This is a genomic window from Pseudomonas sp. A0308 (assembly GCF_044218815.1).
GTDB classification, from domain to species: Bacteria; Pseudomonadota; Gammaproteobacteria; order Pseudomonadales; family Pseudomonadaceae; genus Aquipseudomonas; species Aquipseudomonas iridis.
On the sequence record NZ_CP162581.1, the window covers coordinates 5,099,468 to 5,116,967 of the forward strand.

12 protein-coding genes are annotated in these 17,500 nt (G+C 58.6%); 7 read left to right on the forward strand and 5 right to left on the reverse strand.

Annotated features, from left to right (window positions below; genetic code table 11):
- Positions 1 to 25: 25 nt before the first annotated feature.
- Positions 26 to 1,360 carry a flagellar hook protein FlgE gene (gene flgE, locus AB4P92_RS23630; RefSeq protein WP_042560517.1) on the forward strand — a complete coding sequence of 445 codons (1,335 nt, stop codon included), beginning with the start codon at positions 26 to 28 and terminating at the stop codon, positions 1,358 to 1,360.
- A 477-nt stretch (positions 1,361 to 1,837) separates the two neighbouring features.
- Here the strand turns inward: flgE and AB4P92_RS23635 are convergent, their stop codons facing one another.
- Entirely contained in the window at positions 1,838 to 4,732 is a 2,895-nt protein-coding gene (locus AB4P92_RS23635) for a ribonucleoside-diphosphate reductase subunit alpha (RefSeq protein ID WP_047302681.1), read from the reverse strand.
- Positions 4,733 to 5,503: 771 nt separating this feature from the next.
- On the opposite strand from AB4P92_RS23635, the gene AB4P92_RS23640 reads away from it, so the two are divergent.
- Positions 5,504 to 6,226, forward strand: coding sequence for a response regulator (locus AB4P92_RS23640; RefSeq protein WP_042560515.1), 723 nt, complete (start codon positions 5,504 to 5,506; stop codon positions 6,224 to 6,226).
- Positions 6,223 to 7,833: an ATP-binding protein gene (locus AB4P92_RS23645; protein ID WP_042560514.1), complete on the forward strand. Its 1,611-nt coding sequence runs from the start codon at positions 6,223 to 6,225 to the stop codon at positions 7,831 to 7,833. Before AB4P92_RS23640 ends, AB4P92_RS23645 begins: the two co-directional genes overlap by 4 nt.
- 326 nt (positions 7,834 to 8,159) lie before the next feature.
- On the opposite strand, the gene AB4P92_RS23650 is transcribed toward AB4P92_RS23645, so the two are convergent.
- Positions 8,160 to 8,885, reverse strand: a complete 726-nt coding sequence (locus AB4P92_RS23650) for a 4'-phosphopantetheinyl transferase (RefSeq protein WP_395598240.1) — start codon at positions 8,883 to 8,885, stop codon at positions 8,160 to 8,162.
- A gap of 149 nt (positions 8,886 to 9,034) precedes the next feature.
- Positions 9,035 to 9,826 carry a dienelactone hydrolase family protein gene (locus AB4P92_RS23655; protein ID WP_395598241.1) on the reverse strand — a complete coding sequence of 264 codons (792 nt, stop codon included), beginning with the start codon at positions 9,824 to 9,826 and terminating at the stop codon, positions 9,035 to 9,037.
- Between the two features lie 142 nt (positions 9,827 to 9,968).
- Between AB4P92_RS23655 and AB4P92_RS23660 the strand changes: the two genes are divergently transcribed.
- The 3 genes from AB4P92_RS23660 (at position 9,969) to AB4P92_RS23670 (ending at position 12,746) form a co-directional block, all read left to right on the forward strand.
- A complete protein-coding gene (locus AB4P92_RS23660) occupies positions 9,969 to 10,574 on the forward strand; it encodes a membrane protein (RefSeq protein ID WP_042560511.1) in 606 nt (201 codons plus the stop codon).
- Between the two features lie 151 nt (positions 10,575 to 10,725).
- A complete protein-coding gene (locus AB4P92_RS23665) occupies positions 10,726 to 11,403 on the forward strand; it encodes a response regulator transcription factor (protein ID WP_042560510.1) in 678 nt (225 codons plus the stop codon).
- Complete coding sequence (locus AB4P92_RS23670; protein ID WP_395598242.1) at positions 11,400 to 12,746, forward strand: ATP-binding protein; 1,347 nt, start codon at positions 11,400 to 11,402, stop codon at positions 12,744 to 12,746. Before AB4P92_RS23665 ends, AB4P92_RS23670 begins: the two co-directional genes overlap by 4 nt.
- A 582-nt stretch (positions 12,747 to 13,328) precedes the next feature.
- Here AB4P92_RS23670 and AB4P92_RS23675 read toward each other — a convergent pair.
- Positions 13,329 to 14,393: a S8 family peptidase gene (locus AB4P92_RS23675; RefSeq protein ID WP_395598243.1), complete on the reverse strand. Its 1,065-nt coding sequence runs from the start codon at positions 14,391 to 14,393 to the stop codon at positions 13,329 to 13,331.
- 299 nt (positions 14,394 to 14,692) lie between these two features.
- Positions 14,693 to 15,691, reverse strand: coding sequence for an AraC family transcriptional regulator (locus AB4P92_RS23680; protein WP_395598244.1), 999 nt, complete (start codon positions 15,689 to 15,691; stop codon positions 14,693 to 14,695).
- A gap of 349 nt (positions 15,692 to 16,040) precedes the next feature.
- On the opposite strand from AB4P92_RS23680, the gene AB4P92_RS23685 reads away from it, so the two are divergent.
- Positions 16,041 to 17,375: a dicarboxylate/amino acid:cation symporter gene (locus AB4P92_RS23685; RefSeq protein WP_042560505.1), complete on the forward strand. Its 1,335-nt coding sequence runs from the start codon at positions 16,041 to 16,043 to the stop codon at positions 17,373 to 17,375.
- The last annotated feature ends 125 nt before the right edge of the window (positions 17,376 to 17,500 follow it).

Genomic DNA, 17,500 nt, shown 5'->3' on the forward strand with positions numbered 1-17,500 from the left:
ACTAACCGGCACAAAGGAGTGGAATATGTCTTTCAATATCGGCCTTAGCGGTCTCTATGCAGCCAACAAACAACTGGACGTGACCGGCAACAACATCGCCAACGTCGCGACTGCCGGTTTCAAATCTTCTCGTGCAGAGTTTGAAGACGTCTATTCGGCGACCAAACTGGGCACCGGCAGCAAGGTCATCGGTAACGGTGTGCGCCTGGCCAACGTTTCGCAGCAGTTCACCCAGGGTGACATCAGCAACACCGGCAACGTGTTGGACATGGGCATCAACGGCTCGGGTTTCTTCACCATGAGCAACAACGGTTCGATCTCCTATACCCGTGCCGGTACATTCAAGGTCGACGACGCCGGTTTCATCACCAACACCGATTACACCTCGCGTCTGCAAGGCTACGGCGTGGATGCCAACGGCAAGATCATCAACGGTGTGTTGACCGATCTGAAAATCGACACCTCGAACCTGGCGCCGAAGTCGACTTCGGCCGTTGGATCGAGCATCAACTTGAACTCTTCGTCCCCGGTGATCGTTGATACTGGCGCCACCGCCGTCAAGTTCGATCCGTCCAAGGTCGAGACCTACACCAAGTCGTTCAGCACCCCGATCTATGATACGCAGGGCAACAAGCACGACATGGATCAGTATGTGGTGAAGACGGGCCAGAATACCTGGAAGGTTTACACGTTGGTGGACGGTCGTAACCCGGATGCAGCAGGTAGCGATCCAACCAAGGTCGACCCGATTGCTTCGACACTGACGTTCGACTCTTCCGGCAAGTTGCTTCAGGTAAGTACGCCAAACCCGGCAGATCCAGCCAATCCGATCATCAGCAGCGACCTGAAGATGACAGGCTGGAGGCCGGGCAATGTTATCGGCGGTAACTTTGTTCCTAATGGCGCATCAGCAAACCCGGCTGGCGTGACCATTTCGATGGCCAAGACCACCCAGTACAACGCGGACAACTCGCGTACGATTCCGACTCAGGATGGTTACGCCACTGGCCAGATCACCAATCTGACCATCGACGGCACCGGTACTCTGTTCGCCAACTTCAGCAACAATCAGAACAAGGCCATCGGCCAGGTTGCGCTGGCCAGTTTCACCAACGAGCAGGGTTTGCAGGCTGTTGGTGGTACTAGCTGGAAAGAAACCTTTGCTTCGGGTATCCCGGGCTACGACGCTCCGGAAACCGGTACTCTGGGTTCCATCCAGTCCAACTCGCTGGAAGAGTCGAACGTTAACCTGACCAATGAGCTGGTTGATCTGATCAAGGGTCAATCGAACTATCAGGCGAACGCGAAAACGATTTCGACTCAGAGCACGATCATGCAGACCATTATTCAGATGGCTTGATTCTGGGTTTTTGGCTGTAAAGGGAGCCCCTCTTTTTGAGGGGCTTTTTTGTGGGTGGCGTTTTTGGGGGCGGTGGGATATCCGTTGCTGCGGTGATCGCTGCTTGAGGTTGCGCCCTGACGTCGGGGCCACTTTGGCAAGCGCCGGAATGTCGGCCCAGTCCAAAGCAACCAAAGGTCTGTGCCCTGCGTTCGGCCATCTCCCGAGGAGGAGGGAGCGGACTTGTGGGCTATTCAGAGCTTGAACTCGACTCGGTACTCACCTCGGTATATCTCTCCAAATCACCACGGTCAGTCCCCTCTCCCTCGGGGAGAGGGCTAGGGTGAGGGGCTTTTGATCTTTTGCCCCTTCAGCACACCGAGCGAAGGCGATGCCCCCAACCCCAAAAAAACAAAACCCCCGACAAACCAGAAGTCTGTCGGGGGTTTTCTTTGCCTGGAAGAATCAGGCGTTTCGCAACGCCTTATTCAGCTCAGCTTATTGGCAAGCTTCGCAATCCGGCTCGTCAATCGCGCAAGCCTTTGGCACTGGAGCAGGACCGGCCGGAGCTGCCAGGACCGAATCTTCACCGTGGTTGCCGCCGCTGGAAACAGCGTTCAGCTTGCCGGTGTTGATGGTCGACTTCTCGGTGCTGGTCGCGGCCAGGGCACGGAGGTAGTAGGTGGTTTTCAGACCACGGTACCAAGCCATGCGGTAGGTGACGTCAAGCTTCTTGCCCGATGCGCCGGCGATGTACAGGTTCAGCGATTGGGCCTGGTCGATCCACTTCTGACGACGGCTGGCCGCGTCAACGATCCACTTGGTGTCCACTTCGAACGCGGTTGCGTAGAGCTCTTTGAGTTCTTGCGGGATGCGCTCGATCTGCTGAACCGAACCGTCGTAGTACTTCAGGTCGTTGATCATGACCGAGTCCCACAGACCGCGAGCCTTGAGGTCGCGAACCAGGTACGGGTTGATCACGGTGAATTCGCCCGACAGGTTCGATTTCACATACAGGTTCTGGTAGGTCGGTTCGATCGACTGCGATACGCCGGTGATGTTGGCGATGGTTGCGGTCGGTGCGATGGCCATGATGTTGGAGTTACGAATGCCTTTCTGTACACGGGCGCGAACCGGTGCCCAGTCCAGGGTTTCGTTCAGGTCAACGTCGATGTACTTCTGGCCACGCTGTTCGATCAGGATCTGTTGCGAATCCAGCGGCAGGATGCCTTTGGACCACAGCGAACCCTGGAACGTCTCGTAAGCGCCGCGCTCGTCAGCCAGGTCGCAAGAAGCCTGGATGGCGTAGTAGCTGACCGCTTCCATCGACTTGTCGGCAAACTCGACAGCAGCGTCGGAGCCGTAGGCGATGTGCTGCAGGTACAAAGCGTCCTGGAAGCCCATGATGCCCAGACCTACCGGACGGTGGCGGAAGTTGGAGTTCTTCGCCTGCGGTACCGAGTAGTAGTTGATGTCGATCACGTTATCGAGCATGCGCACGGCGGTGTTCACGGTGCGTTGCAGTTTAACGGTGTCCAGCTTGCCGTCGACGATGTGGTTCGGCAGGTTGATCGAGCCCAGGTTGCAGACCGCGATCTCGTCCTTGTTGGTGTTCAAGGTGATCTCGGTGCACAGGTTCGAGCTGTGAACCACGCCGACGTGCTGCTGCGGGCTACGCAGGTTGCACGGGTCTTTGAAGGTCAGCCATGGGTGGCCGGTTTCGAAGAGCATGGACAGCATTTTGCGCCACAGGTCTTTGGCCTGGATGGTCTTGAACAGCTTGATCTTGCCCGGGTACTGGGACAGGGCTTCGTAGTATTCGTAACGCTCTTCGAACGCCTTGCCGGTCAGGTCATGCAGATCCGGTACTTCGGATGGCGAGAACAGGGTCCACGGGCCGTCATCGAAGACGCGCTTCATGAACAGGTCAGGGATCCAGTTGGCAGTGTTCATGTCGTGGGTACGACGACGATCATCACCGGTGTTCTTGCGCAGCTCGATGAACTCCTCGATGTCCATGTGCCAGGTTTCCAGGTAAGCACACACAGCGCCTTTGCGCTTGCCACCCTGGTTAACGGCTACAGCGGTGTCGTTCACGACTTTGAGGAACGGAACCACGCCTTGCGACTTGCCGTTGGTGCCTTTGATGTACGAACCCAGCGCACGGACCGGAGTCCAGTCGTTGCCCAGGCCACCAGCAAATTTCGACAACATGGCGTTGTCGTGAATCGCGTGGTAAATGCCCGACAGGTCATCCGGCACGGTGGTCAGGTAGCAGCTCGACAGCTGAGGACGCAGGGTACCGGCGTTGAACAGGGTCGGAGTCGAAGCCATGTAGTCGAACGAGGACAACAGGTTGTAGAACTCGATCGCACGGTCTTCTTTGTTCTTCTCTTCGATCGCCAGGCCCATGGCCACGCGCATGAAGAAGATCTGCGGCAGTTCGAAACGCACGCCATCCTTGTGGATGAAGTAGCGGTCGTACAGGGTCTGCAGGCCCAGGTAGGTGAATTGCTGATCGCGCTCGTGGTTGATCGCCTTGCCCAGTTTTTCCAGGTCGAAGGTGGCCAGCACAGGGTTCAGCAGTTCGAACTCGATACCTTTGGCGATGTAAGCCGGCAGGGCCTTGGCGTACAGGTCGGCCATTTCGTGGTGAGTGGCGCTCTCGGCCACTTCCAGGAAGTTCAGGCCTTCGGCACGCAGGGTGTCCATCAGCAGGCGGGCGGTCACGAACGAGTAGTTCGGCTCGCGCTCGACCAGCGTACGGGCGGTCATCACCAGGGCGGTGTTGACGTCGGTCAGGGCCACGCCGTCGTACAGGTTTTTCAGGGTTTCGCGCTGGATCAGGTCGCCGTCGACTTCAGCCAGGCCTTCGCAGGCTTCGGTGACGATGGTGTTCAAGCGACCCATGTCCAGCGGCGCCAGGCTGCCGTCGGCACGGGTGATGCGGATCGACGGATGCGCATTGACGGCTTCTTCGGCCGGGGCGTGTGCAGCGCGTTCTTTCGAACGACCGTCGCGGTAGATCACGTAGTCGCGAGCGACTTTCTGCTCACCGGCACGCATCAGGGCCAGTTCGACCTGGTCCTGGATTTCTTCGATGTGGATGGTGCCGCCCGAAGGCATGCGACGCTTGAAGGTCGCGGTGACCTGTTCGGTCAGGCGGGCAACGGTGTCGTGGATTCGCGACGAAGCGGCAGCGGTGCCGCCCTCAACTGCGAGAAACGCTTTGGTGATAGCGACGGTGATCTTGTCATCGGTGTAAGGAACGACAGTGCCATTACGCTTGATCACGCGCAGTTGACCAGGCGCGGTGGCTGCCAGATCCGAATTCGAATCAGCGGCCTGCGGCAAGGTGCCCTGCGGGTTCTCGCGAGTTGTGTCGGTTTGCATGAGGGATTGTCTCCACATTCTCTATGTTTGTTTGGGCACCATCATGGTGCTCACCGTTCTGTCCCGAAGCACTACAACCGACGAGAGTCGGCATTCACAACTTCGGAGCAGTAGGAAAAAGGCTACGACGCCGCATCCTTGCCGAAGTTTTTGGTTGCGAGCACAGGCTCGAACCGGATTCCTTTCGGATGACAGTAATGACTGCAACACCCATACCGTTTTGCCCGTTCGGGGCTATAAAAACGGTGCCATCCGCCAGTGCGGTTTGGTCTTCGAAAAACTTGCTGCGTTCAAGCTGAAACTCGCCATAAATCGCTTGAGTTTCAGCTCTGAAATGTGGTTGGCCCTTTAAGGCAAAAACCCTACATGTAGGGTCTCTGTTTTCGCTGTGCTACAAGATAATGCGTTTTAAGGGGTGTTGCAACGTACGGACTGTGGATAAACCTGTGCGTAAATTGTGTAAGAAACCTGGAATTCCCGTGTAGGCCGCGAACCTGCTGACCTAGACCGTTTGTCACTGTTTTTCCGCCGACAAAATCGCTTCAGCGGTTTTTTAAGGGCGCGAACCCTATCACAAAATCTGGCCTTGTCCGAACGCATTTACCGACTTGTGTTCTGGCTGTACGCCGTTTATACAATCGGCCCATGCACAGGCATTCTTATCCTCCCAGGACATGACAAATGAACGGGAGGATTCAGAAAAATGTAGGACCGTGCCTGGCAGGGCATCGCCTTCCTTCTATTAATAAAAACAGCAAGCAGAGGTCACCGGTGGAGCAACAAGCCTTTCAGATATTGATAGTCGAGGATGATCAACGTCTGGCCGAACTCACTCGGGACTACTTGCAAGCCAATGGATTGCGCGTGGAAATCGAAGGCAACGGCGCGCTGGCGGCGGCGCGGATCATCGCCGAGCAGCCGGATCTGGTAATCCTCGATCTGATGCTCCCCGGTGAAGATGGCCTGACGATCTGCCGCAAGGTGCGCGACCGTTATGACGGGCCCATCCTGATGCTGACTGCGCGCACCGACGATGCCGACCAGATCCAGGGGCTTGACCTGGGCGCCGACGATTACGTGTGCAAACCGGTACGTCCGCGACTGTTGCTGGCACGCATTCAGGCATTGCTGCGACGCAGTGACACACCCGAGCCGAGCGCGGAAAAAAGCCGTCGCCTGCAATTCGGTCCGCTGGTGGTCGACAACGCATTGCGCGAGGCCTGGCTGAGCGACAACGGCATCGAGCTGACCAGCGCCGAATTCGACCTGCTTTGGCTGCTGGTGTCCAACGCCGGGCGCATCCTGTCGCGGGAGGAAATCTTCACTGCGCTGCGTGGCATCGGTTACGACGGCCAGGACCGTTCGATCGATGTGCGTATCTCGCGCATCCGCCCGAAAATCGGTGATGACCCCGATCACCCACGCCTGATAAAGACCATCCGCAGCAAAGGCTATCTGTTTGTCCCTGAAGCCTGCGTAGACCTGACGCTGTGAACTCGATCTTTCTGCGCATCTACGGCGGCATGTGCGCAGCGCTGATTCTGGTGGCGGTGCTCGGGGTATTGGCGCTGAACCTGCTCAATCAGGTGCGCAGCGAGCAATATCGCGAGCGTCTGGCCCACGGCACGTTCTCGCTGATGGCTGACAACCTGCAGCCGATGAACGAAACCGAGCGCCATCGTGCGCTGCTGGTGTGGGAGCGACTGCTGGGGATTCCGCTGACCCTGAAGACATTTGCCGAAACCGATCTCGATTTGTCTCAGCGGGCCCGGGTGCAGCGCGGGCAGGCGCTGGTCGAACAGACCGGGCCGCACGCGGCGAAAGTTTATCGACTGGTCAGCGACAAGGAGCAAATCGTCCTCACCGGCGAAGTGCAACAGATCAGCGAGCAACTGGCCCGGGCGACGATTTATCTGCTGGCTGATGAGCTGGTGCGCGTGCCAGTGGCCGAACAACCGAAACGGCTGGCGCAGATAAAGAAAGACAAGGGTTTTGGTTTTGACCTGCGACTGGTCACGATCAGTGACGCCGACATGGACGAAGACCAGAGCCGGCGCGTGTCCGAGGGCGATACGGTGATGGCACTGGGCAAGGGCGGCGATTCGATCCGTGTCTTTGCCGGCATGGTCGGCACGCCATGGGTGCTGGAAATCGGCCCGTTGTATCAGATGAATCCGTACCCGCCGGAGTGGCTGGTGCTGATCGCCGCGCTCGGTCTGAGTTTGATCGGCCTCATCGTTTATCTATTGGTGCGTCAGTTGGAGCGGCGTTTGCGCGGTCTCGAAGCAGCGGCCACGCGCATCGCCAAGGGCAGCCTGGAAACCCGCGTGCCGGCGCGCGGTGCCGACTCGGTCGGGCGCCTGGCCTCGGCGTTCAATGGCATGGCCGAGCACTTGCAGCAGTTGCTGGCGATCCAGCGCGAACTGGTGCGCGCGGTGTCTCACGAATTGCGCACGCCGGTGGCGCGCCTGCGTTTCGGTCTGGAGATGATCGGCTCGGCGACCACCCCGCAAGCACTGGAAAAGTACCGTGAAGGCATGGATCACGACATTGAGGACCTCGATAAGCTGGTCGACGAAATGCTCACTTATGCACGGCTGGAGCAGGGTTCGCCGGCGCTGACGTTTCAGCGCATTGACCTCGACGCGTTGGTTGATCAGGTGATCGAAGAGCTGGCGCCGTTGCGCGCCGAGGTCACGGTGCAGCGTGGGTTGTGCCTTTCGGCTGCCGACAACGATGATGCCTGGGTCGAGGCTGAGCCTCGGTATCTGCACCGCGCCCTGCAGAATCTGGTGGGTAACGCGATGCGCCACGCGCACTCGAAGGTCACGGTGAGTTATCAGGTCGGGCAATTGCGTTGTCGGGTTGATATCGAAGATGACGGGCCGGGTGTGCCGGAGGTGGCGTGGGAACGGATTTTCACGCCGTTTCTACGACTGGACGACAGTCGCACGCGGGCGTCGGGCGGGCATGGGTTGGGGTTATCGATTGTGCGGCGGATCATCCACTGGCATGACGGCCGGGCGATCATTGGCAAAAGCAAAAGCCTGGGTGGAGCTTGCTTTAGCCTGAGTTGGCCGAGGAATCAGGAACGCCGCTGAGTCTTGAGCTGGCCGGGCTGGCCCCATCGCTGGCAAGCCAGCTCCCACAGGTATGAGGTGGGTCCATCAACTCAGCCACAGGTGTGAGGTGGGTCCATAAGCTCAGTCACAGGTATGAGGTTGGCCCATGAGCTCAGTCACAGGTATGAGGTTGGCCCATGAGTTCAGTCACAGGTATGAGGTGGGCCCATGAGTTCAGTCACAGGTATGAGGTGGGTCCATGAGCTCAATCAGAGGTTTGAGGTGAGTCCACAATATCTGTGTTCATCACCGACACTGTGGGAGCTGGCTTGCCAGCGATGAGGGCCCATCAGGCAATAATGATCTCAGGCCTTGATGCTGACCAGGCTCAACAACTGACCATCCTGCACCCCGAACTGGGCATCCAGCTCCGCGCCGTTGCGCCACTCAGCCGACAGATCGGTCAACAAGCGCAACCGGACGGATCCCGCCTCGGTCCACTCCAGCACCTCGGCGTGCTCAAAGTAAAAGCGTTTCTGCACGATCGGGTAGAGCGCCTTGAACAAACTCTCTTTCACCGAAAACGTCAGTGTCACCCACAGGGCCGTTTGATCCGGCGATGCCGCAGCCATGCGCTGCATTTCCGGCGCGGTCAGAATTTCTCCGGCCAGGCGCTCGGCGCGTTCGCGGTTGAGCAGGTTTTCCAGATCCATGCCCAAACCGCGCCAATGCTGCTTGTTGGCGACAATCGCCGCCGCGCGGCCGGTGCTGTGGGTGATCGAGCCGCAGATGTGCGCCGGCCAGACTGGCGCGCGATCTTCGCCAATTGGCGGAACCACGCCGCTGCCCTGAAGTTGCTGCAACGCCGCGCGGGCGCAGATGCGCCCCGCCAGAAACTCCGCCTGCCGCTTGGCCACCGAACGCTGAATACTCGGCGGCGGCTCGATGGCGCTGCGCTGGAAGTCATTGCCAAGCAGTTGTGACGGATCGAAATGCGTGCTGAGCAGCACCGTGTCGGGCAATACCGTCGGCAACGGCCAGTGAGCATCGAGCGGGGTGCAACAGGCGGGGAGGGCTGGAGTTGGATTCATGACGGGCATTTTGCCGGTTAGTCGGAACAAGGTCGAGATCAGTGGTGCGGCTTTCGCGAGCAGGCTCGCTCCCACATTGAATCTGCGTTGATCACAAATTCCCTGTGGGAGCGAGCCTGCTCGCGAAGGCCGCGCCGCGGTCTTTCAGGTCAGCCAAATATTTTTTGGAAGAACGCTTTCATGTCCGCCCAGGATTTTTCATCGGCGGCCTTGTTGTAGCCGATATCCGGGCCACCGTGCTCGCCATGACTCAAGCGATCAGCATCCGGATTGCTGAAGCCATGCTTGGCACCCTCAAGGCTGACAAATTTATAGTCAGCGCCAGCCTTGTCCATTTCTGCTTTGAAGGCGCTGACGTTTTCCGGAGTGACCATGCTGTCGAGCGCGCCATGTTCCACCAGGATTTTCGCTTTCACACTGCCAGGCGTGGCCGGGGTTTTGGTTGCCAGTGCGCCGTGGAAACTCACCACACCCGCCAACGGTACACCCTGACGTGCCGCGTTCAACACCACCGCACCGCCAAAGCAGTAACCGATGGCCGCCAGTTTGTTCACGTCGGTCTGTGGCTGTTTCTTCAGCAAATCCAGCCCGGCTTCGAAACGCTTGCTGGCGGCCGCCGCGTCCGCGGTCGCTGCCTGCATGAACGCCATCGCATCTTTCGGGTGCTCGGTGTTCTTGCCTTCGCCGTACATATCGATCGCCAGCGCGCTGTAACCGAGTTCGGCCAGATCCCGCGCGCGGCGCTTGGCGTAATCGTTCAGGCCCCACCACTCATGCACAACGACGATCCCCGGACGCTTGCCTTTGATGGCGTCGTCGTAGGCGTAGTAACCGAGCAGCTTGGTGCCGTCGGCGCTCTGGTAGGGGATCTCCTCAGTCTTGATCGCAGCCTGGGTGAGGCTGCTGACAGCGAGCAACGTGAGGGCGAGGAACAGGCGCATGGTCGGTCTCCTTATTGATAAGTGGTCAAAACAGCCTAGTCGATTTGGTTCAGGTCAGGTTCAGAGAGCGTTCAGGGCCGGTACAGGGGAGGGGCAGTAATCTTGCGCCATACCCAAACAGCACTGTGAAAGAGGAAATACCATGACTCGTTTAAACAAACTGCTGCTGGCATTTACCGTAATGAGCGCCAGCATCGCGGCCCATGCCGACACCACTTCCAACTTCGCTGGCCTGACTTTCGGCCAGACGAGCGACAAGATCAAAAAGTCCCACGCACTGAACGATAACCTTGATCACCCGAACGCCACTGGCGCGATCGACGGCAACAACACTTACGGCGTACGCCTCGGTCAGCAAAACTCGCAAGGTCGCTACTACGCCACCTACGACAATGTGTCCGGTTCGCACAATGGCATTAAACTGCGTCAGGAAAACCTGCTGGGCAGCTACGATCTGTTCTATCCGGTGGGCAGCAGCACCAAACTGTTCGGCGGCGCGACGGCGGGTCTGACCAAGCTGACTCAGGAATCCCCAGGCTTTAGCCGTGACAGCGACATCGGCTATGCAGTCGGCGGCCAGTTCGGTGTGATGCAGCAAGTTTCGCAAAACACGTCGGTGGAACTCGGTTACCGTTACCTGCGCAGCAATGCCAGCACCGAGATGAGCGAACGTGGTGGCAGCAAGCAAGGCTCGCTGGACCTGACCAGCAGCGCGCAGACGTACTTGTCGGCCAACTACTTTTTCTAAGAAGTTGCCGCCAGGCTAAATGTGGGAGCGAGCCTGCTGGCGAAGCGATGTGTCAGTCGACAATCTTCATTGACTGATCCACCGACTTCGCGAGCGGGCTCGCTCCCACAGGTGTGTTTTTGGAGATTTCTGATTTGCCCGGGAGAGCGTCATGAAGCTATTGGTCGTCGAAGATGAAGCGCTGTTGCGCCATCACCTGCAAACCCGCCTGACGGAGAGCGGTCACGTGGTTGAGTCCGTGGCCAATGCCGAAGAGGCGCTGTACCAGACCGGCCAGTTCAACTTTGACCTGGCGGTGATCGATCTGGGTCTGCCGGGTATGGGTGGTCTCGACCTGATTCGTCAGTTGCGTTCAGGCGGCAAGACCTTTCCGATCCTGATTCTCACCGCGCGCGGCAACTGGCAGGACAAGGTCGAAGGCCTCGCCGCCGGCGCCGATGATTACGTGGTCAAACCGTTCCAGTTCGAAGAACTCGACGCGCGCCTGAATGCCTTGCTGCGCCGTTCCAGCGGCTTCACCCAGTCGACCATCGTTGCCGGCCCGCTGTTGCTTGATCTCAATCGCAAACAGGCGAGCCTCGATGAGCAACCGCTGGCGCTGACCGCTTACGAATACCGCATCCTTGAATACCTCATGCGCCACCACCAGCAAGTGGTGCCCAAGGATCGCTTGATGGAGCAGCTCTATCCGGACGACGACGAGCGCGATCCAAATGTGATCGAAGTGCTGGTCGGCCGCTTGCGCCGCAAACTCGAAGGCCCGGCCGGGTTCAAGCCGATCGATACCGTGCGGGGCCTCGGCTACCTGTTCAATGAGCGCTGCACTTGATTCGTTCCCTTCGCGTTCGGCTGATGCTCGCCGCCACCACGTTGGCGGTGTTGTTCATGCTTGCCCTGCTGCCGGCGATGCAAGGCGCATTCAGCCTTGCCTTGCAGGATTCGATCGAGCAACGCCTGGCTTCGGACGTCACCACGCTGATCTCTGCCGCGCGGGTTGAAAACGGGCGATTGATGATGCCGTCGCAGTTGCCCGACGAGCGTTTCAACCTCACCGACTTCCGTTTGCTCGGTTACATCTATGACCGTGAAGGGCACTTGGTCTGGCGTTCCAGAGCGACTCAGGAAGAACAGATCAACTACAAGCCGCGTTACGACGGACTTGGCAATGAGTTCGCGCGGATACGCGAAGCCAATGGTCAGGAGTTCTTCGTTTACGACGTTGAAGTCAAACTGCTCGGCGGCAAAAGTGCGGCGTTCAGCATCGTCGCCCTGCAACCGGTGCGCGAGTACGAAACCACCCTCGAAGGCCTGCGCGAAAATCTTTATCTGGGCTTCGGCGCAGCCTTGCTGGTGCTGTTGGCTCTGTTGTGGATCGGCCTGACCTGGGGCCTGAAAGCCCTGCGCCAACTCAGTCAGGAGCTCGACGAAATCGAAACCGGCACTCGCGAAAGTCTCACCGAACAACACCCGCGCGAACTGCTGCGCCTGACAGGCTCGCTGAACCGTTTGCTGCTGAGCGAGCGTCAGCAGCGCAGCCGTTATCGTGACTCACTGGATGATTTGGCGCACAGCCTGAAAACGCCGTTGGCGGTGTTGCAAGGCGTCAGCGAGGACATGGCTCAGCGGCCTAAAGACGTCGATCAGGCCTGGGTTCTGCAGAGTCAGATTGAGCGCATGAGTCAGCAGATCAGTTATCAGCTGCAGCGGGCGAGTTTGCGTAAAAGTGGGCTGGTGCGGCATCAGGTGCGGTTGCGTCCGGTGCTGCAAAGTCTGTGCGATACGTTGGACAAGGTGTACCGCGACAAGCGTGTGCAGGTGGCGTTTGATCTGCCGGAGCATTGTTATGTGCCGATCGAGCAGGGCGCCTTGCTGGAGATGATGGGGAATTTGCTGGAGAACGCTTACCGGCTTTGTCTGGGTGAGGTGCGCATCAGTGTGCGTGAGAGCCTGACCGGGGTTGAGTTGTGTGTTGAGGATGATGGGCCGGGTGTGCCGCCGGATCAGCGGGCGCGGATTCTGGAACGTGGTGAGCGCCTGGATCGACAGCATCCGGGGCAGGGGATCGGGTTGGCGGTGGTGAAGGATATTATTGAGAGCTATAACGCCAAACTCGCGCTGGGCGATTCGCCGATGGGTGGGGCGGCGTTCAGGATTCACTTTCCTGCGGTTTGAGTTTTGACCGGGGGTTTGGTTTTGGTTTTGGTTTTGGTTTTGGGGTTGGGGTGTATATCCGTTGCTGCGGTTATGGCGGCTTAGGGTTTCGCCCTTACGGCGAGTCACTTTTTCCAGACGCCGAAAAAGTAACCCAAAAGGCTTTGCCCTGACGTTCGGCCCACTCGCTGGGGCTCGGGGTTCCTTCGCTCCGGGATCCATCCGGGGCATCGATTCCGGTTTGCTTCGCTGCACCTCCTTTCGATGTCTTCCCCGGATGAACCCCTACACTCAGCCTGCCGACGGGCCTTTTAGATCAAGATCAACAGCTGCACTCGAGCTAACGCTCATTGTGTTGAGTGGTGGAGAGGCCGGGCGGTGTGCGCTTTGCATTGAGTTCAAAATTGTGGGAGCTGGCTTGCCAGCGATGGCGGGCTGACAGTCGGCAGTTTCTTGCGTGTACTCGGCTCAAGTGTAGGAGCTGCCGGAGGCTGCGATCTTTTGATTCTGGTCTTTGCGGTGCTTTCCTGGATGCGAGCACGGCTCGATATACCGCGGGGGCGTACTTCCCCCTAACTCCTCCGTCAGTCCCTCAAAACTGCATCAATCAATGCTGGAGTCCGGCGCTTGGCGGGAGGCGGCTTCTAGGTCCAGCAGTCCTTGTCCGTAGGCTTCGCTGTTGCCGTAAATGCCCGTCCGGTTGGCGGTGGCCAGCAAGTGCGCGCGTACTTGTTGTGGCGTGAGTTCGGGATAACGACTTTGCAGCGCTGCCATGGCGCCACTGACCAGTGCGGCGGCTGGAGATGTGCCGGCAGTCTGCACGTATTGACCATCCTTGTTGGTGGTCAACAGACCTTGGTCAGCACCTGAGTCGCCACCCGGTACGGCGATGCACCAGGCTGCTGCCACGCCGCAGTAGTTGGATTTGGCATTGATGGCGCTGCCATCGTTTTTCAGTGCAACCACGGCGATCCAGCCTTTTTCAAGTTCTGGCAGGGCGAGCGGCAAGCCAGGTTCGGCCAAGGGTTCTCGTTTCAACTCGTTACCGGTCGGGAACACAAATACCGCGCCGTCCTGAACCAGTTTTCGGGCGGTTGCCAGCGACTCCGGCATGACCTGCTTGTAGCGTGCTTCATTGATCTCGGTCGCCGGGATGGCATTGGCCCACGAATTATTGAGGATCAGTGCGCCTTTGTCGAAACCGGCCTGCCAGGATTGGGCAATCTCGCTGTCGAAGAAAAACGGCTCATTGTCGTCACCGAAACGAAACGGAATCAGCTGTGCGTTGAACGCAACGCCGTGCATACCCTGGTCGTCCTTGTTGGCGGCGAGAATGCCCGCCATCTGGGTGCCGTGACCGATTCGGTCAAAGGTGCCGACCCGGTTTTCGACATGATCAAACCCCGGATCACGCAGCCGTCCCTGAAATTCCGGCACGTTGCTGTTCAATCCCGAGTCGATCAGTGCGACGGCCACGCCCTGACCGGTGCCGCCACGGGCATATAGAGATGACGCATGAATGATCGCCAGGCCTTTCTGGGCTTGATATTCAGGCGTCTCGAACGGCGTCGGATCGATAGCGGGCTGTACGGGGGTTGTCAGGCATCCGGTTAACAGCAGCGGCAGCGCAAGCGCGGGGATGATTGAGATATTGGCTATTTGAAGCATGATCGTTCCTTGATAAGGCTCCGTGCAGGGCAGGCTTTCTGGCCTGTGCAAATGTCGCGGAGGATGTTTTTTTGAAGCGAGAACCTTACCGGTGAGAAGCGGTGAAACGTCATGGAGGCAAAGTGCCCCGTCTGTTTCAAAGAATGGCGAATGGAAAGGTTTGAAGTATCGAAGTTTGAGGCGAGGGGGCGCAGCGCCCGGATTTACTTAACATGACCTGCCTGAATCACTTCCAACGAAGGGTTTAAATCGACATCTTCAGACATGCTTTCACTACACATCGAGACCTGTGAGCGTTTTCAATGCTCTTGAGCGCGATAGGCCCCCGGCGTCAGCCCCGTCCACTTCTTGAACGCCCGATGAAACGCCGACGGCTCGGAAAAACCCAGCTGTTCAGCGATCTGTTGCAACGACAGGTCCGCGCGGCCCAAATGGTAGATGGCGATATCCCGCCGCAGCTGATCCTTCAACTCTTGAAAACTGGTGCCTTCCTCGCGCAAATGCCGGCGCAGGGTTTGCGGGCTGATGTGCAGGTGCGCGGCCACGGCGTCGAGATCCGGCCAGCGTGTGCTGTCGCGGCTGAGCAAGCGGCGCAGGCGGCTGCTCAGGCTGTCGCCGTCGTCGGGGCGTGACAGCAAATCAGCGGGGGAGCGTTCGAGGAAGTGTTTGAGGGTGCGTTCATCCTGCAACAACGGCATGTGCAGGTAGCGGCTGTGGAACAGCAGGCTGCTTCGATCTGCTGAAAACACCAAGGGGCAGGGGAACAGCAGGTCGTATTCGGCGCCGTGCGCAGGTTTCGCATAGCTGAATGTCGCCTGCTCCAAGCGGATTCGCTGGCCGATCAGCCAACTGCCGAGACGATGCCAGATCACCAGCAGGCTTTCGCTGAGGAAGTGATCCGGGTCCCACAATTGCGAATCGTCGAGGCTCAGGCGCACCCATTCGTCCTCGCGGCTCAGGGTCAGGCGCGGTGCGTCGGGGAACAGGCTGTAAAACAGCAGGCCGCGTTGCAGAGCCTTCTCCAGGTTGCGGCAGTGAATCGAGGCGTGGCACATCATGGCGAAGCTGCCGGGTTTGCTCGCGGCCTTGCCGAAGCCCAGGTATTCGTCGTCCAGTGCCAGCCACAGGCTCTGGATCAGGCGGGTGAACTGTTCCGGGGCGATGCGCGCACGGGGCTCGTCAAGCAGTTCGGGGCTGATCCCCAGTTGCAACAGCAGGCCCGAGTAATCGAACCCCTGGCGGCGTGCGCCACCCAGGGCGGCACGGGCGAAATGACTGGCAACGGTGCGTTCGCGCATAAGCGGCAGATCCTTCCTCAGGCGTCGGATGGTAGCCGGGGGGTGGCAGGGGAACAAGGCGGATTTCCGCCAAATTGTAGGACGAGAACCGGCGAGTTGGCGGATATCCGCCACCCTTGAGTAACCGGGTTGTGACGAAAAAAACCTGTAACCCCTGATATCGAAAGGCTTGTAGCCATCTCCACCAAAGTGGCACGACGTTTGCGATATGAGCGATAGAAACGTGCGTTGAGCCTGTGCGCAAGGTGCCGTTCCAACAACAAATCCCTCCAGTGCAGGAGGGTTCGCAATTCAGGTGTCGCGGTCAACAGATGGATGCTGCCACGCGGGACTCTTGAGGAAACTTGCAATGACGACTCGTCAGCCAATTTACAAATCCCTGTATTTCCAGGTGATCGTTGCCATCGCTATCGGCATTCTGCTCGGTCACTTCTATCCGCAAACCGGTGTGGCCCTCAAACCGCTGGGTGACGGGTTCATTAAACTGATCAAAATGGTCATCGCCCCGATCATCTTCTGCACCGTTGTCAGCGGCATCGCCGGCATGCAGAACATGAAATCGGTGGGCAAGACCGGCGGCTACGCGCTGCTGTATTTTGAAGTCGTATCCACCATTGCCTTGCTGATCGGCCTGATCGTCGTCAACGTCGTGCAGCCGGGCGCCGGCATGCACATCGACGTGACCACTCTGGATGCTTCGAAAATCGCCACCTATGTGACGGCCAGCCAAGACCAGAGCATCGTCGGCTTCCTGCTCAACGTGATCCCGAACACCATCGTCGGCGCGTTTGCCACAGGCGATATCCTGCAAGTGCTGATGTTCTCGGTGATCTTCGGCTACGCCCTGCATCGTCTGGGTTCGTATGGTCGTCCGCTGCTGGACATGATTGATCGCTTCGCCCACGTGATGTTCAACATCATCAACATGATCATGAAACTGGCGCCGCTCGGTGCGTTCGGTGCCATGGCTTTCACCATCGGTGCTTACGGTGTCGGCTCGCTGGTGCAACTGGGCCAGTTGATGATCTGCTTCTATATCACCTGCGTGCTGTTTGTGTTGGTGGTGTTGGGTGGGATCTGCCGCGCGCACGGTTTCAGTGTGTTGAAACTGATTCGCTACATCCGCGAAGAGCTGCTGATCGTACTGGGCACTTCGTCCTCTGAATCGGCACTGCCACGCATGCTGATCAAGATGGAGCGTCTGGGTGCGAAGAAATCGGTAGTTGGTCTGGTGATCCCGACCGGTTACTCGTTCAACCTCGACGGTACTTCGATCTACCTGACCATGGCCGCGGTGTTCATCGCTCAGGCGACCGATACCCACATGGACATCACCCACCAGATCACCCTGTTGCTGGTGCTGCTGCTGTCCTCCAAAGGTGCGGCGGGTGTGACCGGTTCGGGCTTCATCGTGCTGGCGGCTACGCTGTCGGCGGTAGGTCACCTGCCGGTGGCCGGTCTGGCGCTGATCCTGGGTATCGACCGTTTCATGTCCGAAGCTCGCGCATTGACCAACCTTGTTGGTAACGCTGTTGCGACCATCGTTGTCGCCAAGTGGGTGAAAGAGCTGGACACCGACGTGCTGCAATCCGAGCTGGCCTCGGGCGGTCGCGGTATCTCCGACCAGCGTGAAGAAGACGACCTGGGTGTGGCTGAAGGCCCAACTCCGGTCAATGTGAAGTAAGCATCGCTTGTAGGAAAAACCCGCTTCGGCGGGTTTTTTCATGCCCGCAATTTGAGCGTAACGGTCACGGCTGGTGACACTTACGGTGATTGCTGTACCGGCCATCGCTGCCTAGGCTGAAGGCA

What these genes read in the sequence shown, in the direction of transcription:
- AB4P92_RS23660 (WP_042560511.1), top strand. Translation starts at nt 9,969, where the DNA reads ATGACTCGTTTAAACAAACTGCTGCTGGCATTTACCGTAATGAGCGCC.
- AB4P92_RS23635 (WP_047302681.1), bottom strand. Translation starts at nt 4,732, where the DNA reads ATGCAAACCGACACAACTCGCGAGAACCCGCAGGGCACCTTGCCGCAG.
- AB4P92_RS23650 (WP_395598240.1), bottom strand. Translation starts at nt 8,885, where the DNA reads ATGAATCCAACTCCAGCCCTCCCCGCCTGTTGCACCCCGCTCGATGCT.
- AB4P92_RS23680 (WP_395598244.1), bottom strand. Translation starts at nt 15,691, where the DNA reads ATGCGCGAACGCACCGTTGCCAGTCATTTCGCCCGTGCCGCCCTGGGT.
- AB4P92_RS23675 (WP_395598243.1), bottom strand. Translation starts at nt 14,393, where the DNA reads ATGCTTCAAATAGCCAATATCTCAATCATCCCCGCGCTTGCGCTGCCG.
- flgE (WP_042560517.1), top strand. Translation starts at nt 26, where the DNA reads ATGTCTTTCAATATCGGCCTTAGCGGTCTCTATGCAGCCAACAAACAA.
- AB4P92_RS23655 (WP_395598241.1), bottom strand. Translation starts at nt 9,826, where the DNA reads ATGCGCCTGTTCCTCGCCCTCACGTTGCTCGCTGTCAGCAGCCTCACC.
- AB4P92_RS23665 (WP_042560510.1), top strand. Translation starts at nt 10,726, where the DNA reads ATGAAGCTATTGGTCGTCGAAGATGAAGCGCTGTTGCGCCATCACCTG.
- AB4P92_RS23685 (WP_042560505.1), top strand. Translation starts at nt 16,041, where the DNA reads ATGACGACTCGTCAGCCAATTTACAAATCCCTGTATTTCCAGGTGATC.